The organism is Streptomyces sp. NPDC100445 (assembly GCF_044759735.1).
Taxonomy (GTDB): Bacteria; Actinomycetota; Actinomycetes; order Streptomycetales; family Streptomycetaceae; genus Streptomyces.
Genome location: NZ_JBIVZV010000004.1, coordinates 344,836 through 367,208, shown reverse-complemented (window position 1 = coordinate 367,208; position 22,373 = coordinate 344,836). Strand labels below are relative to the sequence as shown.

The 22,373-nt window shown below is 73.4% G+C and carries 18 protein-coding genes and 1 pseudogene; 12 read left to right on the top strand and 7 right to left on the bottom strand.

Going from position 1 to position 22,373, the window contains the following annotated elements; all coding sequences use genetic code 11:
• Nucleotides 1-22: 22 nt before the first annotated feature.
• On the bottom strand, nucleotides 23-1,069 hold the full coding sequence (locus ACIQVT_RS13250; RefSeq protein ID WP_403751503.1) for a cellulase family glycosylhydrolase: 1,047 nt from the start codon (nucleotides 1,067-1,069) through the stop codon (nucleotides 23-25).
• A gap of 383 nt (nucleotides 1,070-1,452) precedes the next feature.
• A complete protein-coding gene (locus ACIQVT_RS13245; protein ID WP_403751795.1) occupies nucleotides 1,453-2,481 on the bottom strand; it encodes a LacI family DNA-binding transcriptional regulator in 1,029 nt (342 codons plus the stop codon).
• A 369-nt stretch (nucleotides 2,482-2,850) separates the two neighbouring features.
• Between ACIQVT_RS13245 and ACIQVT_RS13240 the strand changes: the two genes are divergently transcribed.
• The 4 genes from ACIQVT_RS13240 (at nucleotide 2,851) to ACIQVT_RS13225 (ending at nucleotide 8,291) form a co-directional block, all read left to right on the top strand.
• Nucleotides 2,851-3,771, top strand: a complete 921-nt coding sequence (locus tag ACIQVT_RS13240; RefSeq protein WP_403751501.1) for a carbohydrate ABC transporter permease — start codon at nucleotides 2,851-2,853, stop codon at nucleotides 3,769-3,771.
• A gap of 7 nt (nucleotides 3,772-3,778) precedes the next feature.
• A complete protein-coding gene (locus ACIQVT_RS13235) occupies nucleotides 3,779-4,729 on the top strand; it encodes a carbohydrate ABC transporter permease (RefSeq protein ID WP_403751499.1) in 951 nt (316 codons plus the stop codon).
• Between the two features lie 98 nt (nucleotides 4,730-4,827).
• The gene (locus ACIQVT_RS13230; RefSeq protein ID WP_403751497.1) at nucleotides 4,828-6,174 is read left to right on the top strand and encodes an ABC transporter substrate-binding protein; all 1,347 of its coding nucleotides are present in this window, start codon (nucleotides 4,828-4,830) and stop codon (nucleotides 6,172-6,174) included.
• 74 nt (nucleotides 6,175-6,248) lie between these two features.
• Nucleotides 6,249-8,291, top strand: coding sequence for a beta-galactosidase (locus ACIQVT_RS13225; RefSeq protein ID WP_403751495.1), 2,043 nt, complete (start codon nucleotides 6,249-6,251; stop codon nucleotides 8,289-8,291).
• Between the two features lie 33 nt (nucleotides 8,292-8,324).
• Here the strand turns inward: ACIQVT_RS13225 and ACIQVT_RS13220 are convergent, their stop codons facing one another.
• On the bottom strand, nucleotides 8,325-9,164 hold the full coding sequence (locus tag ACIQVT_RS13220) for an SDR family NAD(P)-dependent oxidoreductase (protein ID WP_403751493.1): 840 nt from the start codon (nucleotides 9,162-9,164) through the stop codon (nucleotides 8,325-8,327).
• 177 nt (nucleotides 9,165-9,341) lie between these two features.
• On the opposite strand from ACIQVT_RS13220, the pseudogene ACIQVT_RS13215 reads away from it, so the two are divergent.
• The 4 genes and pseudogenes from ACIQVT_RS13215 (at nucleotide 9,342) to ACIQVT_RS13200 (ending at nucleotide 13,598) form a co-directional block, all read left to right on the top strand.
• Nucleotides 9,342-10,612: pseudogene (locus ACIQVT_RS13215) on the top strand (cytochrome P450).
• Between the two features lie 159 nt (nucleotides 10,613-10,771).
• Nucleotides 10,772-11,194, top strand: coding sequence for a CBS domain-containing protein (locus ACIQVT_RS13210; RefSeq protein WP_403751491.1), 423 nt, complete (start codon nucleotides 10,772-10,774; stop codon nucleotides 11,192-11,194).
• Between the two features lie 269 nt (nucleotides 11,195-11,463).
• The gene (locus ACIQVT_RS13205; protein ID WP_403751489.1) at nucleotides 11,464-11,994 is read left to right on the top strand and encodes a methanogen output domain 1-containing protein; all 531 of its coding nucleotides are present in this window, start codon (nucleotides 11,464-11,466) and stop codon (nucleotides 11,992-11,994) included.
• Complete coding sequence (locus ACIQVT_RS13200) at nucleotides 11,991-13,598, top strand: SpoIIE family protein phosphatase (RefSeq protein ID WP_403751487.1); 1,608 nt, start codon at nucleotides 11,991-11,993, stop codon at nucleotides 13,596-13,598. The genes ACIQVT_RS13205 and ACIQVT_RS13200 overlap by 4 nt, the downstream gene beginning before the upstream one ends.
• A 9-nt stretch (nucleotides 13,599-13,607) precedes the next feature.
• Here the strand turns inward: ACIQVT_RS13200 and ACIQVT_RS13195 are convergent, their stop codons facing one another.
• From ACIQVT_RS13195 to ACIQVT_RS13180, 4 genes are all read right to left on the bottom strand, one after another.
• Nucleotides 13,608-13,994 (bottom strand): hypothetical protein, encoded by a 387-nt coding sequence (locus ACIQVT_RS13195; RefSeq protein WP_403751485.1) that lies wholly within the window; start codon nucleotides 13,992-13,994, stop codon nucleotides 13,608-13,610.
• A gap of 81 nt (nucleotides 13,995-14,075) precedes the next feature.
• Nucleotides 14,076-17,336: a formate dehydrogenase gene (gene fdh, locus ACIQVT_RS13190; RefSeq protein ID WP_403751483.1), complete on the bottom strand. Its 3,261-nt coding sequence runs from the start codon at nucleotides 17,334-17,336 to the stop codon at nucleotides 14,076-14,078.
• A 144-nt stretch (nucleotides 17,337-17,480) separates the two neighbouring features.
• On the bottom strand, nucleotides 17,481-17,786 hold the full coding sequence (locus tag ACIQVT_RS13185; RefSeq protein WP_403751481.1) for a hypothetical protein: 306 nt from the start codon (nucleotides 17,784-17,786) through the stop codon (nucleotides 17,481-17,483).
• A 66-nt stretch (nucleotides 17,787-17,852) separates the two neighbouring features.
• Complete coding sequence (locus ACIQVT_RS13180; RefSeq protein WP_403751479.1) at nucleotides 17,853-18,266, bottom strand: hypothetical protein; 414 nt, start codon at nucleotides 18,264-18,266, stop codon at nucleotides 17,853-17,855.
• A 497-nt stretch (nucleotides 18,267-18,763) separates the two neighbouring features.
• On the opposite strand from ACIQVT_RS13180, the gene ACIQVT_RS13175 reads away from it, so the two are divergent.
• From ACIQVT_RS13175 to ACIQVT_RS13160, 4 genes are read left to right on the top strand one after another with little or no spacing between them, the layout of a single operon-like run.
• A complete protein-coding gene (locus ACIQVT_RS13175; protein WP_403751477.1) occupies nucleotides 18,764-19,408 on the top strand; it encodes a cytochrome c oxidase subunit II in 645 nt (214 codons plus the stop codon).
• Entirely contained in the window at nucleotides 19,405-21,066 is a 1,662-nt protein-coding gene (locus tag ACIQVT_RS13170) for a cbb3-type cytochrome c oxidase subunit I (RefSeq protein ID WP_403751475.1), read from the top strand. The genes ACIQVT_RS13175 and ACIQVT_RS13170 overlap by 4 nt, the downstream gene beginning before the upstream one ends.
• Before the next feature lie 12 nt (nucleotides 21,067-21,078).
• A complete protein-coding gene (locus tag ACIQVT_RS13165; RefSeq protein WP_403751473.1) occupies nucleotides 21,079-21,438 on the top strand; it encodes a hypothetical protein in 360 nt (119 codons plus the stop codon).
• A gap of 5 nt (nucleotides 21,439-21,443) precedes the next feature.
• On the top strand, nucleotides 21,444-21,980 hold the full coding sequence (locus ACIQVT_RS13160) for a hypothetical protein (protein WP_403751471.1): 537 nt from the start codon (nucleotides 21,444-21,446) through the stop codon (nucleotides 21,978-21,980).
• Nucleotides 21,981-22,373 lie beyond the last annotated feature (393 nt).

The window sequence follows — 22,373 nt, the reverse complement described above, 5'->3', positions numbered from 1 at the left end:
CCCGTGCGGCCCCGCCGCCGGGTCAGGGGGTGAGGGCCCAGCCGTGGCGCAGCCGGTCGGCGCCGCTCGCGTTGTTCGTGGTCAGCGACAGGGCGGTACCGGAGCCGTGCAGCGCCTCCATGCTGTACGTGTCACCGGTGCGCAGGCCGGGCCAGTAGACCGAGCCCATGCCGAGCGAGCGGACGGTGTCGGTGTCGGCGCGCAGGTAGCGCACGAAGTTGTCGGTGCCGGCGGCGTCGCCGTAGTCCAGCCCGGTCGTCATGGGGGCGCCGAACTCGTCGAGGACGGTGCGCGCGGCGCAGCCGCCGACGCGGTTCCTGAAGTCCTTCACCCACTCCCCGTAGGTGTGGGTGCCCCAGAAGCCGTAGTGGTGCAGGGACAGGTAGGTGCCGCTCAGGCGGGGGTCGGCGCAGACGGAGGTGACATCGTCGTTGTACCCGCTGCCGCTGACGAACACGCGGCTGCGCGGGACGCCGGGATGGTCGCTCAGCCAGCTCGCGGCGGTGTCGGCCCAGGCGGAGGCGGTGTAGCCGAAGGGTTCGTTCATCGGCTCGAAGTACACCGAGGCGTTGCCGCCGTACTTGGCGGTGACGGTGTTCCACATGGACCTCCACGCGGCGGTGTCGTCGATCCGGCCGTCCTTGTGGGCGGGGCCCTCCCAGTAGCCGAGGACGACCTTGAACCCCAGGCCGGTGGCGGCGTCGACGGCCCCGGTGTACGAGTTCCACCAACCGGTGCCCACGGAGTACGGGTTGACGGGCAGCCGGACGGTGTCGGCGCCGAGCTCGTGCCGGAAACCGGTGAGGATCGCGGTGGCCTTGGCCTTGACGGTGGCGTAACCGTCGGACGTGCTCAGCCCGGAGGGCACCACGGGGTCCTCGGCGTAGTTGTCGCGCGGATCGGCCCAGTTGACGCCCCGGAACCGGCTGGAGTCCAGTGCGCGGTGCTGCCCGGCGGCGGACGCCGGTGCGGAGAGCGCCACCGTTCCCCCCGCCACGAGGAGGGCGGTCGCCGCGAGCAGGGCTCGCAGCCGGCGGGCGGCGGGGGAGGTGCGGACACGTATGCGCATGGAGGTCTCTCTTTCCGGTGCGGTGGGGGGCGGTGGTCCGCGGGGGCCCGACGGTGTGCCGGGTCCCTCGGTGGGCGACGGGCGACGGGCGACGTGGCGGGCCGCGTCGTGCGGCCGTGCCGTGCTCCGCCGGGCCGCGGTGGGCCGGGCCCGGCGGCGGCGCGTGGTCGCGCCGCCTCGACCGGACCCGCAGATGGTTGCGCAAACACGATCGGCGCGAAGGACCCGTCCCGGCACGCCCGCCGGCTCTCGGCGCCTGATGTTCACGCAAACTCTGAGCCGGAAGAGTGGCACCGGCCCAGGGGGCTGTCAAGGTGCCGGCACGTGACGCGGTTGCCGCCGCCGGGAGTCGGGCGGCGGGGACCGCCGCCCCTACAGCCGGGTCACCGTGCCCGCCGAGTGGCCGCGGCCCGGCGTCCGCCGGGGCGGGCCGGCGGCGGGGCGGTGCTGGAGCGCACGACCAGGCGGGTGGGGACCAGGGTCGTCCCGTGCTCCGGCCGGTCGTCCCGGATCTGCCGCAGCACGCTCTCCACGCACAGCCGGCCGACCGCGCCGAAGTCCTGGTGGACGGTGGTCAGCGGCGGGATGAAGGAGGCCGACTCCGGGATGTCGTCGTACCCGACGACGCTGACGTCCTGCGGCACCCTGCGCCCCTTCTCGTGCAGGGCGCGCAGCAGGCCCAGGGCCATCTGGTCGTTGGCGGCGAACACGGCCGTGCAGTCGGGGTCCGCCGCCAGGGCCAGGCCGGCCCGGTAGCCGGACTCCGCCGACCAGTCGCCCCGCACCGGCGTCGGCACCGGCAGGCCGGACTCCTCCAGGACCTGCCGCCACGCGTCGGCGCGGCGCTGGGCGGCGAACGAGCCGTCCGGGCCCGCCAGATGGGCCACGGTCGGGTGCCCGAGGTCGAGCAGGTGGCGCACGGCGGCGCGGGTGCCGCCCGCCTGGTCGGTGTCGATCACGCTGTAGTGGTCGCCCGCGTCGGAGTCGACGACCACCAGCTGGACGCTGGGCGGCAGGCTGAGCACGGCGGCGTCCAGGAGGTGCACCTCCATGATGACGATGATCCCGTCGACGGCCAGTTCGCCGAGTCGGGTGAAGGCGCCGCGCACGTCCGTCTGCCTCGGCGCCGCCACCGGTATCAGCGTGATGGCGTACCCCTCCTCGGCGGCGGAGGTGGCGATCGCCTCCAGGGTGCGCACGTTCCCGGTGGTGGAGAGGGTGAAGAGGATGACGCCGAGGGTGCGGAACTCCCCGCTCTTCAGGGCCCGCGCGGCGCTGTTGGGACGGTAGCCGAGCTCCCTCATGGCGCGCAGGACGCGCTGTCTGGTCTCCTCGACCACGTTGGCGTGGCCGTTGGAGACGCGTGAGACGGTCTGCGAGGAGACCCCGGCCGCCCGGGCGACGTCGGCCATGGAGACGCTTCGCCGCCGGTCGCCCGCCGCGCGCCGACGAGGCTGCCCCGCCCGGTCCGCGTCGCTCACGTCCTGGTGCACGGTTGCCCTTCCTGTGGTGCCGGCCGCGTCGCGGGGCCTGCGCGCGGCGGATCTGGTCGAGAGTAGCGCGCGCCACCCTGCGGCCCTGCTCACGCGGTGTCCGCGGTGGCGCCTGGGGCGTCCCGGGCGGCGCCGCGCGTTCTGTCTCCCGAAGTATTGACGCTGCGGGTCGGGAATGTAAGCATCGGGTCACCGGCGATGTTTACGCAAACATTCGACGTGCCGGAGGGACCCCGCTGCCGTGCGACGGCGCCGGCCCGCGCACCCACGACGACGCGAGGATGCAGCATGACCGTCATATCGCCGCCGGCCGCGGGAGGCCGTCCGCCCGCAGCCGGAAGGCGCGATCGCCGCGGCCTGGTCGGCTGGGGCTTCATCGCCCCCTTCATGACCGTCTTCGCCCTGGTCTTCCTCGCCCCGCTCGCGTACTCCGTCCATCTCAGCCTCTACCGCACCAAGTTGATCGGCGGCACCACCTTCGTCGGCCTGGACAACTACCGGCAGGCGCTGCACGACGACCAGTTCTGGGCCTCGCTCGGCCGGGTCTCGCTCTTCCTGTGCGTCCAGGTGCCGGTCATGCTCGGCATCGCCCTGCTGGTGGCGCTGGCCCTGGACAGCGGGCGGCTGTACGGCAAGGACTTCTTCCGCATCGCGATCTTCCTGCCGTACGCCGTGCCCGCCGTCGTCGCCACCCTGATGTGGGGCTTCCTGTACGGCACGCGGTTCGGTCTCGTCGGCGACATCGACGACGCGCTCGGTGTCACGCTGCCCGACCCGCTCTCCCCGCACCTGGTGCTGGCCTCCATCGGCAACATCGTCACCTGGGAGTTCGTCGGCTACAACATGCTGATCTTCTACTCGGCGCTGCGGGTGATCCCGCACTCCCTGTACGAGGCCGCCGAGATCGACGGCGCCGGGCAACTCCGCGTCGTCACCGCCATCAAGCTCCCCGCGCTCCGCGGCGCCCTCGTCATCGCCACGATCTTCTCCGTCATCGGCAGCTTCCAGCTCTTCAACGAGCCGAGCATCCTCCAGCCGCTGGCGCGCAACGCGATCACCACCGACTACACCCCGAACTACTACACGTACTCGCTGTCCTTCTCCGGACAGCAGCACGACTACTCCGCGACGGTCGCCATCGTCATGGGAGTGATCACCATGATCATCGCCTATGCCGTCCAGGCCCGCGGCATGCGCAAGGGAGCGTGAAGCGGCGATGGCCACTTCTGTCACCACCGTCCCCGGCCGCTCCGCGGCGACGCCGCCCGGGGCCCCGGGCGCCGTGCCCCGGCTGCGCGCCGGACGCCGCCGGCACACCCCCGGCAGGCCCCGGCGCAGCGTCACGCTGACGCTCCTGACCGGCCTGGTGCTGCTCTACAGCCTGCTGCCGCTGGTCTGGCTGCTGATCAGCGCCACCAAGACCCAGTCCGGGCTGGCCCGTTCGTCCGGCCTGTGGTTCGACAGCCGCTTCGCGCTCCTGGACAACGTCCGCCAGGTCTTCACCTACCACGACGGCGTCTTCGTCCGCTGGCTGCTGAACACGCTGCTGTACGTCGTCGCGGGCGCCGGTGGTGCCACCCTCCTCGCCGTCCTGGGCGGATACGCGCTGGCCAAGTTCTCCTTCCCCGGCAAGCGCGCGGTCTTCGCCGTCGTCATCGGCGCGGTCGCCGTCCCGGGCACGGCCCTCGCGGTGCCCACCTTCCTGATGTTCAGCACCATGGGGCTGACCGACACCCCCTGGGCCGTGATCATCCCCTCGCTGATCTCACCGTTCGGCCTGTACCTGATGTGGGTGTTCGCCTCCGAGGCCGTCCCCACCGAACTGCTGGAGGCCGCCCGCATCGACGGTGCCGGTGAGGCCCGTACCTTCTTCACGGTCGCCCTTCCGCTGCTGGCGCCCGGCATCGTCACCGTCCTGCTGTTCAGCATGGTCGCCACCTGGAACAACTACTTCCTGCCGCTGATCATGATCAAGGACCCGGACTGGTATCCGCTCACTCTCGGCCTGAACAGCTGGAACGCCCAGGCGGAGACCGCCGGCGGACAGCCCGTCTTCCACCTCGTCGTCACCGGCTCACTGATCACCATCCTGCCCCTGGTCGCCGCGTTCCTGCTGCTACAGCGGCACTGGCAGTCCGGCCTCGCCGCCGGAAGCGTCAAGGAATGACGCCCCCGCACCCGTACGGCCCCCGCCCGCCCCTGCGTCCGTCCCCGTCGTTCACGGTCCCGGCCACGCTCCGGCCACGAAGAAGTGGAAGCACGACCATGCTCAAGCACTCCCGCCGCCTGCTGCGCGGCATCGGCCTCGTCAGTGCCCTCGCCCTGGGAGCGACCGCCTGCGGCGGCTCCGACGCCGGGGGAGCGGGCCGGAAGGCGCTCTCCGCGGCGGACGTCCGGGCCGCCCTGGAGAAGGGCGGCACCCTCACCGTCTGGGCCTGGGAACCCACGCTCAAGCAGGTGGCCGCCGACTTCGAGAAGGCCCACCCCAGGGTGAAGGTGAACCTCGTCAACGCCGGCACCGGAAACGACCAGTACAAGGCGCTCCAGAACGCCATCTCGGCGAAGAAGGGCGTCCCGGACGTCGCCCAGGTCGAGTACTACGCGATGGGCCAGTACGCCCTGACCGACGAACTCACCGACCTCCGGGCGTACGGCGCCGACAAGCTCGCCGGCACCTTCACCCCCGGCCCGTGGCACGGCGTCCGGGCGGGCGGCGACGGTGTCTACGGCCTGCCGATGGACTCCGGCCCGATGGCGCTCTTCTACAACAAGAAGGTCTTCGACAAGTACCGGATCAAGGTGCCCACCACCTGGGACCAGTACGTCGACGCGGCCCGCAAGCTGCACAGGGCCGATCCGAAGGCGTACATCACCAACGACGCCGGAGACGCCGGCTTCACCACCAGCATGCTGTGGCAGGCCGGTTCGCGCCCCTACAAGGTCGACGGCACCAAGGTGCGGATCGACTTCTCGGACGCGGGCGCCCGCAGGTTCACCGGCACCTGGCAGAAACTCCTCGACGACAAGCTGGTCTCCCCGGTCACCAGCTGGTCCGACGAGTGGTACAAGGGCCTGGACGACGGCACCATAGCCACCCTCGCGATCGGCGCCTGGATGCCCGCCAACCTCGCCTCCGGCGCGAAGGGCGCCTCCGGTGACTGGCGCGTCGCCCCGCTCCCGCAGTGGACCGCGGGCGGCAAGGCCTCCGCCGAGAACGGCGGCAGCGCCCTGACCATGCCGGAACTCGGCCACAACGAGGCGCTGGCGTACGCCTTCCTGAAGTACGCCGACGCCGGCGAGGGCGTGCGGACCCGCGTCGCGAACGGCGCCTTCCCGGCCACCACCGCGGAGCTGCACTCCCGGGCGTTCCAGGACACCGCCTTCCCGTACTTCGGTGGGCAGCGGGCGAACAAGGTATTCGCCGAGTCGGCCGCGAACGTCGCCGACGACTGGTCCTACCTGCCCTACCAGGTCTACGCCAACTCCGTCTTCAACGACACCGCCGGCAAGGCCTACGTCTCCGGCACCCGGCTCTCGGCCGGCCTGAAGACCTGGCAGGAGGCCTCCGTCAAGTACGGCGACGAGCAGGGCTTCACCGTCAGCACCGGCTGACCGCGCCCCGCAAGGCGGCGGCGCCCGGACCGGCCGGCGCCGCCGCCCCCACCCATGCACCCGGAAGGAACCGCATGCGCTCCGCCCCCCTGTCCCAGCTGCTGCGCGTCCGGGGAGACCACGGCTCTCCCCGCTTCGCCTACGGCGCCGACTACAACCCGGACCAGTGGCCCCGGCGGGTCTGGGAGGAGGACATCGCGCTGATGCGGCGGGCCGGTGTCACCATCGTCAATCTCGCCGTGTTCTCCTGGGCCCGCATCCAGCCCACCGCCGGGACCTGGGACTTCGGGTGGCTCGACGACATCATGGACCTCCTGCACGACGGGGGCGTCGCCGTCGACCTGGCCACGGCGACCGCCTCACCGCCGCCCTGGCTCACCGCCGCCCACCCCGAGATCCTCCCCGTCACCGACCGCGGCGAGACCGTGTGGCCCGGGGCCCGCCAGCACTGGCGGCCCACCTCCGCGGTCTTCCGCGAACACGCCCTGCGCCTGACCCGGGCCATGGCCGAACGCTACGCAGGCCACCCCGCCCTGGTCGCCTGGCACATCTCCAACGAGCTGGGCTGCCACAACGTCTACGACTACTCCGACGACGCCGCCCGTGCCTTCCGCACCTGGCTGCGCCGGCGCTACACCACGCTCGACCAGCTCAACCACGCCTGGGGCACCGCCTTCTGGTCCCAGGGCTACAGCGACTGGGAGCAGATCCTGCCGCCCCGCCTGGCCGCCTCCCACCCCAACCCCACCCAGCAGCTGGACTTCAGGCGCTTCTCCTCCGACGCCCTGCGCGAGCACCTGCGCGCCGAACGCGACGTCCTGCGCGCCGTCACCCCGGACGTGCCCGTCACCACCAACTTCATGGTCATGGGCGAGACCAAGGGCATGAACTACGCCGACTGGGCCGCCGAGGTCGACTTCGTCTCCAACGACCACTACCGCACACCGGGCCCGCAGTCCCTGGACGAGCTGTCCTTCTCCGCCAACCTGACCGGCAACCTCGCCGGTGGCCGGCCCTGGTACCTGATGGAGCACTCCACCAGCGCCGTCAACTGGCAGCCCGTCAACCTCGCCAAGCGGGCCGGTGAACTCGCCCGCGACTCCCTGCTCCACGTCGCCCACGGAGCCGACGCCGTCTGCTTCTTCCAGTGGCGCCAGTCCGCCGCCGGTGCCGAGAAGTACCACTCCGCGATGGTCCCGCACGCCGGAGCCGACAGCGACCTCTTCCGCTCCGTCACCGCCCTCGGCGACACCCTGCGCGACCTCGCGCCCGCCGCCGGCGCCCCGCGCGAGGCCGCCCCCGTCGCCGTCCTGTTCGACTGGGACTCCTGGTGGGCCGGCGAACTCGACTCCCACCCCACCTCCCGGCTCCGCTACCGCCAGGAGGCCCTCGACTGGTACACCGCCCTGCTCGACGTGGGCGTCCGCGCCGACGTCGTCCCCACCGGCACCCCCCTGGACGGCTACGGCATGGTCGTCGCCCCCGTCCTGCACGTCGTCCCCGCCACCCTCGCCAAGGAACTCACCCGCTACACCGAGAACGGCGGTCACCTGGTCACCACCTACTTCTCCGGCATCGTCGACGAGAACGACCACGTCTGGCTCGGCGGCTACCCCGGCGCCCTGCGCGACCTGCTCGGCATCCGCGTCGAGGAGTTCGGGCCGCTGCCCGACGGCGAACGGGTCCCCCTCGACGGCGGCCTCACCGGCGCCCTGTGGACCGACCGCGTCACCGTCACCGACCCCGCCACCGAGGTCCTCCTGCGCTACACCGGCGGAGAGCACGCAGGACGCCCCGCCGTCACCCGCCGCGCCGCCGGCCGGGGTTCGGCCGCCTACGTCTCCACCCGCCTGGGACCCGCCGGGCTCGCCGCGCTCCTGCCCGCCCTCCTCGGCCACGCCGGCGTCCGCAGCGAACTGCCCGAACCGGTCCGGGGCCGCGTCGAGCTGGCCGTCCGCGCCCGGGACGGCGAGCGCTACCTGTTCCTCGTCAACCGCACCGACGCCCCCGTACCCCTGCCCGGCATGACCGGTGACGTCCTGTCACCCGTCGCCCGCGAGGACGCTCCGCGGGTGGTGCCCCCGCGCGGCGTCACCGTCCTGCGCCGGCGGGCCTGACACCGGCCGGGCGCCGGGGGAGCGCCCCGGCGGTCAGTCCGGGGCGGCCCCGGCCGTCCGGTAGCGGGCGGCGGCACGGGCGCCGGACCCCTCGCGCAGGCCGAGCTCCGCGGCCGACAGGCGGGCCACCGCCCCGGCGTCCGACAGACCCGGTACGCACACCACCTCCCCGTCCTCCAGCGCCGCCAGGGACGCGGTGACGACGTCCGCCGCGGGCATCCCCCCGTCGTCGTGGACCCGGGCCGCGCCCGCGACCGGCTCCTCGCCGGTGCCGAGGTGGAACTCGGTCGCCGTGAGCCCCGGGCAGACGACCTGGACGCGCACGCCCGTGCCGGCCAGTTCGGCGGCCAGCGTCCGGGTGAACGTCACCACGTACCCCTTGGTGCCGCCGTACACCGCCCGTCGAGGGAGGGGGCCGGGCGGCAGGTCACCGGCGAACGCCAGCAGCGACGCCACGTTGACCACCGCGCCCCGGCCGCGCCGCACCATGCCGGGGACCACGGCCCGGGCGAGGACCGTGGGCGCCACCACGTTGACCTCCAGCACCTTGCCCAGCAGCCCCGGATCGACCTCGGCGAACAGCCCGTAGCCGTTGATGCCGGCGTTGTTCACCAGCAGGTCCACGTCCTCGCCGGCGGCCCGTTCCGCGACCCGGGCGAGGTCCGCCGGCCGGGACATGTCGGCCACCAGCGGCTCCACCTCCACCCGGCGGTCCTCGCGCAGCCGCCGCGCCAGGGCGTCCAGCCGCTCGGCGCGCCGCGCCACCAGCACCAGGTTCCGGCCGCGCTCCGCCAGCCGGCCGGCGTACTCGGCGCCGATGCCCGACGAGGCCCCGGTCACCAGGGCCGTTCCAGGTGTGCTGTCCGTTGCCATGGGTTCGATCCTCCTGTCGGGGAACTGACTGCCGTGTGCCCACCCCGGCCGTGCCGGGGCCCCGCCGTGACCAGCGGCCGGGTGTCCAGGCGCCGTACGGGCGAAACACCCGCCGGCACCCGGGGGTGAGGGCCGCCCCGCGCACGTGTCCCCGCCCGGCCTGGGCACTCGTCCGCCATGACCGACAGCTCACTTCCCCTGGCCGACCGCACGCTGTTCGCCCTCGCCGAGGGGTACGCCTGGCTACCCAACCGCATGCGGGGGACCTCCGGCGACGTCCTGCGCACCCGGCTGCTCGGCCGGCAGGCGATCGCCGTACGCGGGCCGGACGCCGTGCGCTTCTTCTACGACGAGGGGCACGTGCGCCGCGACGGCGCGATCCCCGAACCCGTACGCGGCACGCTCCTCGGACACGGCGCGGTGCACACCCTCGACGGTGAGGCGCACCGCGCGCGCAAGTCGCTGTTCCTGCCCCTGCTCCACCTCGACGCGGTGACCGGCCTGGTCGAGGAGGTCTCCGCCGCCTGGGAGGAGGCCGAACGCTCCTGGGCCGCCGCCGGCGAGCCCGTCGTCCTGTTCGACGAGGCCGGCGTCGTCCTCACCCGCGGTGTGTGCCGCTGGGCCGGCGTCCCGCTGGAGGACGACGGGGCACGGGCACCGGCCCGGGACCTCCAGGCCATGGTCGACGGCTTCGCCACGCCCGGCCCCCGCCACTGGCGGGCCCGGCGCGCCCGCGGCCGGCAGGAGAGGTGGCTGGCCCGGCTGGTGGAGGACGTCCGCGCCGGGCGGCTGCCGACGCCCCGGCGCCCGACCGGGTCCTCGCCCGCGTGGCCGGGCACCGGGACGCCTCCGGCGAACTCCTGGACCCCGGGACCGCGGCGCTGGAACTGCTCGACGTCATCCGCCCGACGGTCGCCGTCAGCTGGTTCGTCGCCTTCGCCGCGCACGCGCTGCACCGGTGGCCCGAGACCCGAGAGAACCTGCGCGCCGGCGACACTGCGTACGCGACGGCGTTCGCCCACGAGGTCCGCCGCTGCTACCCGTTCGCGCCGTTCCTCGGCGGCCGTGCCGTGCGCGACCTGACCTGGCGGGGCGTGCCGATCCCCGAGGGCGCCCTCGTCCTGTTGGACGTGTACGGGCAGAACCACGACGACAGGCTCTGGGAGGACCCGTACGCCTTTCGCCCGGAGAGGTTCGTCGGACACCCCCTCGGACCGGACGAACCCAATTCCCAGGGCGGCGGCGATCCGGCCGACGGCCACCGCTGCCCGGGTGAGCACATGACCATCGGGCTGCTGGCGGCCCTGGCCTTCCGCCTGGCGCGGCTCACCTGCACGGTTCCCGAACAGGATCTGACGATCCCGCTGCACCGCATCCCCACCCGGCCCCGCAGCGGCTTCGCCGTCACGGACGTGCGGGTGCCGGCCGACCGCACCGTGGACGCCTGACCGGCCCGCGCGAACCCGCCGTCCGGGCCCCGGGGCGCTGCCATCGGAGGGTAAAGCGCCCCCGGGGCGGGAGCCCGCGGCGTCGTACGGGTACGGGCAACCGGGGCCGGTGAGCGCTTGTCGCGCGGTCGTGCCGGCGTGGACGTGTGGAGGAGAGCCATGGCAGTGAACAAGGTCCGCGAGGTCATGACGGCCGCGCCGGTGGCGGTGGGGCCCGGGACCCCGGTGGTCGAGGTCGCCCGGCTGATGCGGGACCAGGGCATCGGCGTCGTCCTGGTCGCGGAGGACGAGACGCTGCGCGGACTGGTCACCGACCGGGACCTGGTGGTCCGCGTGGTGTGCGAGGGCGGGAACATCGAGGACCGCACCGTCGCCGACGCGTGCAGCGAGGACCTGGTCGGCGTGGCGCCGGACGACGACATCGACCGGGCCGTCGCGCTGATGCGCGAGCACGCCGTGCGGCGGCTGCCGGTGGTGGAGGACGGCCGTCCGGTCGGCATCGTCTCCCTCGGGGACCTCGCCGTCGAACGCGACACCGACTCGGCCCTCGCGGACATCAGCGCCACCGAGCCCAACGAATAGCCCACGCGCCGCCGGGCCCGTGCCGCGGGCCGGGGGCGCCGCCGAACACCGGCCCGCCCACGCCGCGTTCACCGTCGGCCCGCCGCCCACGCCGCGTTCACCGCCGCACCCGCCGCACCCGCCGCACCCGCCGGGCCGACGGCACAGCGGGTGCCGTCGTCCACCGGCGGCGCCGGTGCTGGCACACTGATGCCTGTCATCGGCGGTGGCGCGCGTGCCCCCGTCACGGACTGCCGCCGTACCGGGCGGCGTAACGGGTGAGGGTGGGCATGGAACACACGTCGGACGTGGACATCGCGCTGGACCGGGACGTGTTCCTGCGGACGCTGGTGCGGGAGCTGGCGACGACGCTGGAGTCGGTGATCGGCCTGGAGGAGGCGTCCGGCTACATCAGCGTGGTCGGCCAGGCGGTCGGCACGGAGATCGACCGGATGTACCTCGCGGCCCTCGGCGTGGACCGGCTCACCGGCGAGCAGGTCGCCGAGGCGCTGGTGGACCTCAAGCGCCGTATCCAGGGCGACTTCCACGTCATCGAGCAGGACGCCACGAAGATCGTCCTGGGCAACCGGGCGTGCCCGTTCGCCGAGAAGGTGGTGGGCCGCGAGTCGATGTGCATGATGACGTCCAACGTCTTCGGCACCGTCGCCGCCCGCAACCTTGGCTACGCGCGCGTGGACCTCGAACAGACCATCGCGCGCGGCGACGCCGGCTGCCGCGTCGTGGTGCACCTGGTCCCGGACACCGGCGCGCAGACCCCCGCCGGCCGCGAGTACTTCGGCGATCCGTCCGTCACGCCATGAGCCTTGGCCTGTTCGGGGCCATCACCAGACTCCTGCCCCATCCGGTACTGCTGTGCGCGGCCGACGGCCGCATCCTGGCCGCCAACCCCGCGGCACTCAAGAGCGACGGCCGGCTCACCCCCGGCGCCTGCCTGTTCGACCTGGACAGCACGGACACCCAGCTGCTCCGCACCCACCTGGCCACCTGGCTGCGCAGCGGCAGCCCGGTCCCCGGCGCCCTCACCGTCAAGGACGCCGACGGCCGCCCGCGCCGGTTCCGCTGCCACGGCGCGCGCGCCCAGTGGTGGGACGGCCCGCTGCCCGCCGCCCAGCTGCATCTGCTCCCCCTGGACGGGGCCGACCGGTTCGTCGTGCTCAGCCAGCAGGTCGCCGCCCTCAACCGGGAACTGGCCTTCCGTCGCTCCCTGGAGGCCGAACGCGCCCGCCTGCTGGCCGCCGAACAGGCCGCCCGCGGCCGGCTCCAGCACCTCTACACCCTGACCGCCGCGCTGGCCGCCGCGGTCACCGTCACGGAGGTGTCCCGCGCCGTCCAGGACGCCGCGCTGCCCGCCCTGGGCGCCACCGCCGTGGAGCTGCGCCTGCACTCCACGCGGCTGGTCCCGCCCCTCCAGCCCGGTGAACACCCCCACCCGGCCGCCGCCGACTGGACCGACCTGGACCACCCCCGCGCCGGCGCGGCCCCGCCCCGCGCCCCGTCGGCCGGGCAGCCGCCGCCGCTGACCCTCCCGCTGGAGGCGGACGGCACCCACCTCGGCCTGCTGGTCGTCCACGGCGCCGACCCGGAGGCCACCCCGGAACACGCCGTCGCCGTCGCCCAGCAGATCGCCCAGGCCCTGCGCCGCGCGGGGCTGCACGAACACGAGCACCAGGTCGCCGAACGCCTCCAGCGCAGCCTCCTGCCACGCCTGCCGGCCGTCCCGGGCCTGGAGGCCGCCACCTGCTACGCCCCCGGCGGCGACCTGCTCTCCGTCGGCGGTGACTGGTACGACGTGTACGACGTGGACGCCGACCACATCGGGCTGAGCATCGGGGACGTCGCCGGACACGGGCTGCGCGAGGCCACCGTCATGGCGCAGATCACCGCCGCCCTGCGCAACATCGTCCCGCGCTACGGCGCCCGGCCCACCTCGGTCCTCGACGAACTCAACGCCTTCCTGGGCCGCTACCACCCCGGCCGGATGGCCACCGCCTGCTACCTCGTCCTCCACCGCCCCTCCCGCACCCTGTCCTACGCCGCCGCCGGGCACCCGCCGCCGCTGCTGGTCCACGCCGACGGCACCAGCACCTACCTCGACCGGGCCATCAACCCGCCGCTGGGCCCCGTCCACGGATTCCGCTACCGGCAGGCGACCCGCGCACTCGCCGGGGACGACACCCTGCTCCTGTACACCGACGGCCTGGTCGAACGCCGCCGCGAGATCATCACCGTCGGGCTGGAGAGGTTGACCGCGTGCGCGCGCGACGCGGCCGGGCTCGGCCTGAGCGAGTTCTGCGAACGGTTCCTGTACCACCAGCCCGACGCGGCCTTCCCCGACGACCGGGCCCTGCTCGCGGCCCGCTTCCCCGCGGCCCCGCCCGCCGCCGGGCCCGAGGCGCTCCCGTGACGGGCGGGGTCAGTGCAGCGCGGGAATCCGGTGCTCCCCGCCGACGAGGCCCGCGACCGTCAGGGCGGCCCAGCCCAGGGCGGTGACGGCCGCCCCCGCCCGGCGGACCCGGCCCGGCAGGACACGGCCGAAGAGCAGGGCGTCACCGACGTCGGAGGCGACGCGCACCGTGGTGGCGGTGGCCAGGGCCGGCCCCCGGGGGGCGACGAGCATCGCCAGACCGGTGGCGGCGTCCCGCCAGGCCAGCGGGCGCAGCACCGTGGCGGTGTGCGAGCCCACCCGGCCGTCCGGGTCCACCAGCCCGCAGGGGCGGGCCAGCAGGCCCGGCCGGTAGGCGGTCGCGATCCCGTAGGCGCAGGTCGCCGCCCCGATGGCCCTCAGCAGTCCGGTCCGCATCGTCAGCACCTCCACAGCCGTCGGCGCGCTCGACCGCGCACACCGGCGAGTACCCACACCCGCCTTCCCGGCACCCGCGGTTCACAGCTCCGTACCGGTGTGCTCGTCGATGCCCGCACGGGCCCGGTAGGCCCGCACCAGCTCCACGGCGGCCGGCCCCCGCGGCCGGCGTCCCGCCCGGATGTCGACGGCGAACGCCTTGGTCTCCTGGATGTGCGTGTTCGGGTCGAGGGACATGTGCAGCAGCTCGTTGGCCGCGTCCCCGGTGGTGTAGCCGTTCGGCCCCCAGTGGTAGGGCAGCCCGACCTGGTACAGGCGCCGTCCGTGCACCGTGAGCGGCGCCATGCGGTCGGTGACCAGCACCCGCGCCTCCACGACACCGCGCGCGGTCACGATCGTCGCCCAGCCGGTGTGCTCCAGACCGCGTTCGGCGGCCAGTTCGGGCGAGACCTCGCAGAAGAACGCGGGCTGGAGTTCCGCCAGGTAGGGCTGCCAGCGGGACATGCCGCCCGCGGTGTGGTGCTCGGTGAGCCGGTAGGTGGTGGCCACGTACGGGAACACCTCCGAGCCCGGTTCGGTGCCGCTGGGCTGGTAACGGTTGTCGGGGTGCGGTCGCAGCAACTGCCGTACCGGGTTGCGCTGCCGGCCGTACAGCAGGTTCGGGTAGGGCGAGTCCTGCGGCTCGTAGTGGGTGGGCAGGGGACCGTCGGTCAGCCCCGACGGCACGTACAGCCACGCCTTGCCGTCCGCCTGCATGACGAACGCGTCGGTGCCCGACAGGGCCTCCGGGCCGGTGGCGTCCGGCGGCGGCCGGTGGTGGGGGGACTTGTCGGCCTTGAAGTCCGGGATGTCGTGCCCGGTCCAGGAGCCCTTCTCCTCGTCCCACCACACCAGTGCCTTGCGTTCGCTCCACGGCCTGCCGTCCGGGTCGGCCGAGGCGCGGTTGTACAGGATACGGCGGTTGGCGGGCCAGGCCCAGCCCCACTCGTTGGCCACCCAGTCCTGCTCCTTGCCGGGTTTGCGGCGGGCCGCCTGGTTGACGCCGTCGGCGTAGACCCCGCAGTAGATCCAGCAGCCGCAGGCGGTCGAGCCGTCGTCGTTCAGCTGCTCGTACGAGGCGAGCGGCTCGCCCTGTGCGTCATAGCCGTTGATCTCGGCGAGGACGGCTTCCGCCTCCGGCTCGTCGTGTTCGCCCTTGGTGGGGTAGTCCCAGGTCAGGTCGAGCAGCGGCCGGTCCATCTCGTCGGTGGACGCGGCGAGCTTCTCCCGGATGATCCGGCCCAGGTGGTAGGTGAACCACAGGTCGCTGCGCGCCTCGCCCGGCGGCTCGACCGCCTGGTGGTGCCACTGGAGCAGCCGCTGGGTGTTGGTGAAGCTGCCGTCCTTCTCGGTGTGCGCGGCGGCCGGCAGGAAGAACACCTCGGTGCCGATGTCCTCGGTGCGCATCTCCCCGGTCTCGATCTCGGGGCCGTCCTTCCACCAGGTGGCCGACTCGATCAGCGAGAAGTCCCGGACGACCAGCCAGTCCAGCTCCGCCATGCCGAGGCGCTGCATCTTGGCGTCGGCGGAACCGACCGCGGGGTTCTCCCCGACGAGGAAGTAGCCCTTGCACACGCCGTCCAGCTGGGCCATCACCGTCTCGTAGGTGGAGTGCGAACCCGTCAGCCGCGGCAGGTAGTCGAAGCAGAACTCGTTCTCCTCGGTGGCCACCCCACCCCAGTACGCCTTGAGCAGGCTGACCAGGTAGGCCCGCATGTTGCCCCAGTAGCCCTTGTGCGCCGCCTCGGCCGCCACGAAGGAGTCCAGGGTCTCCTGCCGGTGCGCGTGCCGCATGGGGATGTAGCCCGGCAGCAGGTTGAACAGCGTGGGGATGTCCGTGGACCCCTGGATCGAGGCGTGTCCGCGCAGGGCGAGGATGCCGCCGCCGGGCCGCCCGATGTTCCCCAGCAGGCTCTGGAGCACCGAGGCGGCGCGGATGTACTGCACGCCGGTCGTGTGCTGCGTCCAGCCCACCGCGTACGCGAACGCCGTGGTCCGCTCCCGGCCGGAGTTCTCCGTGACCAGTTCGCACACCTGGCGGAAGACGTCCCGCGGGACACCGCAGATCTGCTCGACCATCTCCGGGGTGTACCGGGAGTAGTGCCGCTTGAGGACCTGGAACACGCAGCGCGGATGGGTCAGCGACTCGTCCCGCTCGGGCTCGCCCCCCGGGATCGCCGCGCCGCCGGAGCCGTGGGACTCACCGCGCGCGGCGTCGGTCACCGTGCTGCCGCCGTCGGTGCGCTCCTCGTACTCCTGGTCACGCTCCCCGGAGGCGGCCTGCATCTCCGCGCCCGCGTACTGCCAGCTCTCGTTGTCGTAGCTCCGGGTGTCCGGGTCCAGTCCGGAGAAGACGCCGTCGAGGTCCTCGGTGTCGCGGAAGTCCTCACCCAGCACCGTCGGGCCGTTGGTGTAGGCCACCACGTAGTCGCGGAAGTGCTTGCCGTTGGCCAACACGTAGTTGATGATCCCGCCGAGGAAGGCGATGTCCGTGCCCGCGCGCAGCGGCACGTGCACGTCGGCCAGCGCGCTGGTACGGGTGAACCGCGGGTCGACGTGGATCACCTTCGCGCCCCGCGCCTTCGCCTCCATCACCCACTGGAACCCGACCGGATGGCACTCGGCCATGTTCGAGCCCTGGATGACGATGCAGTCGGCGTGCTGGAGATCCTGCTGGAAGGTGGTCGCGCCGCCGCGTCCGAACGAGGTTCCCAGACCGGGAACGGTGGAGGAGTGTCAAACGCGCGCCTGGTTCTCGATCTGGATCGCTCCGAGCGCGGTGAACAACTTCTTGAGCAGGTAGTTCTCTTCGTTGTCGAGGGTGGCTCCGCCCAGGCTCGCGATGCCCAGGGTGCGCCGGGTGCGGGTCTCGTCGACCTCCCACTGCCAGCCGGTCCGGCGCGCCTCGATCACCCGGTCGGCGATCATGTCCATCGCCGTGTCCAGGTCGAGCCGTTCCCAGTCGGTGGCGTGCGGACGCCGGTACAGGACGTGCTGCTCGCGGGCGTCGCCGGTGGTGAGCTGGAGGCTGGCCGCGCCCTTGGGACAGAGCCGGCCGCGGGAGATGGGGGAGTCGGGGTCGCCCTCGATCTGGGTGACGCGCTCGTCCTCGACGTACACGTTCTGGCCGCAGCCGACCGCGCAGTACGGGCAGATCGACTTGACCACCCGGTCCGCCGACGCGACCCGGGGACGCAGCCGCTCGCTGGTGCCGCTCTTGGCGGCGGCCCCCCGGCCCAGGGGGTCCTTGCCCTTCAGCTGGCGGTAGACCGGCCAGGAGCCGATCCAGGTGTGTACACCCATCACGTCCGCCTTTCCCGTCGTCCTCGTCGCGGCCGCGGGTACCCAGGTGCCCGCCGTTCACTCACCCTCCGTCCTGGGGCCGATCGTCCCGCAGGTGGCCCGGCACGGCATCCGGGGAGCACCGCCGTCCGGCGGGTCCGGCGGTCAGGAGTCGTGGGAGCGCGCGGCCGCACGCATCTGGGCGTCGCCGTGGGCCCGCGCCCGCAGCCACTCGCGCACGGCCGGTTTCCCGGTGGGGTTCTCCGGCGACGGGTGCACCAGGTGCTGGGTGGACTCCTGGGGCATGCCGGGCCGGTGCCGTTCCGCGGTGGTGAGGGTGTCACCGCCGTCCGCGGGGAGCCCGGTGGCGATCAGGAACGCCTGTCCCGCCGGTATGCCGAGCCGGCGCCCGGCCTCCTCGTAGCCGAGACCGGCGGCCAGCAGCCGTCGTACCTGCTCCTGCGTGGGCATGGCGCCGGCCCCCTTCCTCGTCACGGCCGGGGTACCCGGCGTGCGGCGGGCGAACCGCGCGCCGCCTCAAGGACGGGCCGGCCCGTCCCCGCCCTGCCGACGCCGGTTGTGCCACGCCAGGGCCCGCCGGATCTCCGACTCGTGCAGACCGGTGCGGCAGGCCAGCTCCAGGATGCCCAGGGCCGGCGGACCGCTGCCCAGCACCCGGGCGATCTTCGCGGCCCACAGTTCCTCCTCGACGAACGGGCGACGCCGGTACTCCTCCCGCAGGCGCTCCAGGTGGTCCTCGTCGCAGGCGGTCAGCGGACGCAGGCCGTCGAACCAGTCCAGGGCGGCGTGCGCGGAGGAGGAGTCCGCCGCGTACCCGCGCACCGCCGTGTCGGCCGGGACGACCGCCGCGCACAGGTCGCACAGCTCCAACGGCTGCGTGGCGGTGGGGCCGGCACGCCGCTTGCGGCGCTTGCTTCCGCGCTTCCACATCGGGGGCTCCAGCGAACGGTTCGGCGGACGGGACGGGGGACCGGTGGGGCGGGAACGGGAGCGGGGAACGGGCGGGGCGGGGGACCGGTGGGGTGGGCCAGGTCCGCTCCCGGTCCGGTGCAAGCCATGACTGCCCGCCCCGCCGGTCCCCGACACGCCCGGCAGGCGCCGCTCACTCCCCGGCCGACCCCCCGTCACCCGGAGCCTCCTGTCCGGGTCGTGACGCTTCGCCCGGTCGGGCCCGGCCCGAGCGGGGAGACCCCGGCCGCCGACGCCGCACGGGACGGGTGTCAGCCGGCGGTCCCCGGGCACTCCGCCTGCGGTGTGTCCGCTCGCAGAAGCCACACCCCGCCCGTAATGTCCGCCAATGGCCCGGCCCCGACGAGAGACGGGAGTGATCGGATGGTTCCGAGGAGACCGCACGCGGCGCCGGGGCGTTCGCGCCCGGCCCGTCGCCCCGGCCCACCGGCCGCCGGCCCGGCGGCGAGGGCGACGCGGTGAGGCAGCGGCACATCTTCGGCGTCGTCTTCGCCCTGGAGTCGATCATCGCGGGCGTCGTCTTCGTCGTCGTGCTGGTCGTGTTCGGCTACGCGCTGACCAGGCGGCGCGCCACCCGGCCGGTCACGGCGTCCCAGCGGTCCGAGCGCCCCCGGCCGGAGGCCTACTACGTCGGCGTGCTGGCCGCCTTCGCCGTGTTCCTGGTGTCATGGACGGCGTGGCAGAACCACCGCGAGCACCGCGCCGCCGACCGGCCGCCGGTCCGCGTCGACGTCACCGGCTTCCAGTGGTGCTGGAAGTTCGCCTACCCCCAGGCCGCCCAGCGGCACAGCGTCTCCGGCACCTGCCGGGGCGGTGACCTGCCCACCCTGGTCGTGCCGACCGGGCGCCCCGTCCAACTGCGCCTGACCTCCCGCGACGTGATCCACTCGCTGTGGATCCCGGACCTGCGGTACAAGATGGACGCCTTCCCCCACCACGTGAACACCTTCACGCTCACCATGGACCGGCAGGGCCGGTGGCTCGGCAAGTGCGCCGAGTTCTGCGGTGAGCGGCACTACGAGATGCACTTCTGGGTCAGGGCGGTGTCGCCCGAGAAGTACGACCGCTGGCTGCACGGCGGTGGACAGGGGGCGGCGGCATGACATCGGCACCACCCGGCACCGTCACGGAGACCACGGGCAAGCCGGTCCCGCCCGGCAGCTGGGCGGGCTGGGTGACCAGCACCGACCACAAGCGGATCGGGCTCCTGACCATCGGCACGTCACTCGTCCTGTTCGTGCTGGTGGGCGTCCTGGCCCTCATCATGCGGACCCAGCTCGCACGGCCCGAACAGCACCTGGTCGACGCGCACACCTACAACCAGCTTTTCACCATCCACGGCTCCGGCATGATCTACATGGTGCTCACCCCGTTCGCCATCGGGATGGGCGTCTACCTCGTGCCCCTCCAGATCGGCGCCCCCGGCATCGCCATGCCCCGCCTGACGCTGCTGGGTTACTGGCTGTACGTGTTCGGGGCGATCGTCATGCTCTCGGGCTTCGCCACCTCCAGCGGCGCGCACGACGACGGCTGGTTCTCCTACCCGCCGATGGCGGACAGCGTCCACTCACCCGGCGCCGGCCCCGACCTGTGGATCGCCGGGGTCTTCCTCGCGACCACCGGCACCATCGTCATGGGCTGGGCGGTGCTCTGGACCGTGCTGCGCAAGCGCACCCAGGGCATGACGATGCTGCGCCTGCCGGTCTTCTCCTGGTCGATGATCGCCACCTGCCTGATGGTGATCGGCGCGTTCCCCGCCCTGCTCGCCGCGCTCGTCCTGCTCGCCGTCGGCCGCGCCGACCCGTCCGTCTTCGCCTCCAACACCTGGAACATCGGCTACCAGCACCTGTTCTGGTTCTACGGCCACCCCGTGGTCTACGTGATGTTCTTCCCGTACCTCGCGGCGGTGGCGGAGGTGCTCGCCGTCTTCTCCGGGCGCCGCTTCTTCGGCTACACGGGCACCGTCCTGTCGCTGCTGGTGTTCGCCGCGCTGTCGATGAGCGTGTGGGGCCACCACATGTTCGCCACCGGCCAGGCGGCCAACGACTACTACTCGCTGACCTCCATCGCCCTGCTCGTCCCCGCCGGTGTGGAGTACTTCGGCATGCTGGGCACGCTCCTCGGCGGACGCCTGCGGTTCCGCACGCCGATGCTGTTCGCCCTCGCCTTCGTCCCGCAGTTCCTGATCGGCGGGCTGACCGGCATCATGGTCGGCACCCCGGTGATCGACTACCACGTCACCGACAGCTACTTCGTCGTGGCCCACCTGCACTACGTCCTGTTCGCCGGCAGCGCCTTCGGGCTGTTCGCGGCGGTCTACTTCTGGTTCCCCAAGGTGACCGGCGTGATGTTCGACGAGCGCGGCGGCCGGCTCCACTTCTGGCTCCTGGTGATCGGCACCAACCTCACCTTCCTGCCGATGTTCGCCCTCGGCTACGAGGGCATGCCGCGCCGCGTGGTGACGTACGCGGCGTTCGACGGGTTCGGCCTGATGAACCTGCTCTCCACCATCGGGGCCGCGTTCCTCGCCGCCGGTACGGCCGTGTTCGTCGTGAACATCCTGTGGACCCTGCGCCAGCGCGCGCACGGCCGCGCCGAACCCGCCCCGGACGACCCGTGGGAGGGACACTCCCTGGAGTGGGCGACCACCTCGCCGCCGCCCCGCTACAACTTCACCCCCGAGCACCCCGTCCCCCCCCATCACCAGCTTCGCCCCGCTGCTGGACCTGCGGCAGCGGGGGCGGCGGGAGCCCGCGGGTGAAGGGAGCCCGTCGTGAGGCGCCACCTGCCGTTCGTGGTCGTCGCCGGCTGGGGCGTGCTCAACGCGCTGCTCCTCGCGGTGCTCACGGTGTACGGCGAGAGCGCGATGGTGTACTGGCTGTGGGGCGGTGCCGTGCTCGGCATCGAACTGGCCGCCCTGCTCGTGCTCCTGTCGTCCCGTTGGGGGCCCGAGCAGCACGTCCGCTACCGGGTGCCGGACCGGGGGGCCGCCGCCGCGCTGCCCGCCGGGCTCGGCTGTGTGCTGGTCGCCCTCGCGTTCGTCTACGGCGCGTGGCTGCTGGCCGTCGCCGTCCCCCTGCTGGGCGTCGCGGTGGTCCTCGCCGTACGCGGCACGACGGCCCGGGAGGAGTGACCGTGATGCACCACTCCGGAACGCCGACACCGCTGTCGTCCGTGGCCGTCATGGCCTGGTCGGGCCTCACCGTCGCCGCCGTGGTGCCCGGTGTCCTGTGGCTCGTGCGCCGCACCCCGCTGTGGGAACGGATCGCTGTGGCGCCGGGGATCGCCCTGCCCCTGCTGGTCCTGCTGCACGCCTGGGCGGTCCTCGGCGACCTGGTGGGCCTCGCGCCCGCCGCCGGCCCGCTGGTGACGGAGCCGGTCCTGCTCGCGGGCGCCGTCCTGTTCTGGGTGCCGGTCGTGGCCCGGACCCGGCACCGGCTCAGTGACCCGGGCCGGTGTCTGTACCTCTTCCTGGCCGCCCCGCTGCTCGACCTGCCCGCGGTGGGGGTCATCGCGGCGGGACACTCGGCGGAGGGCATCGCCATGATCGTCGGCATGCTGCCGCTGGGGGTGATCGCCGCCGCCGTCACCTGGTCCTGGGTACAGCGGGAGGAACGGCTGGCCGTGGCCGCGGAGACCCTCCCCGCCCCCACCGGCGGGCGACACGTGGGCTGACCACAACCGACAACCCCGGCCCGCTGAGCGTCCCGTCCCGGTTCCCGGACTGCCGGCGTCCGCCGTGAAAGCCGCCCCTGCGCCGACCGCGGCGGGACGTGTCGCTCACGTCGGGTCGGCAGACCGCGGGGCATCAGGAAGGTCTGCTCGCCACAGGGAAGCCGCGCCCTTGCCGCGGCGGTACATGCGGGGGGACGGGAACCCCGGAGGACGCGAACCCCAGCGGGCCCCGCCCAGGCTCCCGCAGGGCCGTCGACTGCCGGGGGAGCCGTGTCGGGGCTTGTGACTGCGGTCGCACGTGGCGCTCGCGGCGGACCGGACCGACCACGGGGCCGTCGGGCATCCGGAACCTTACGGCTGCCGGGCAGCCGTGTCCCCGCTGATCGCGGTCGA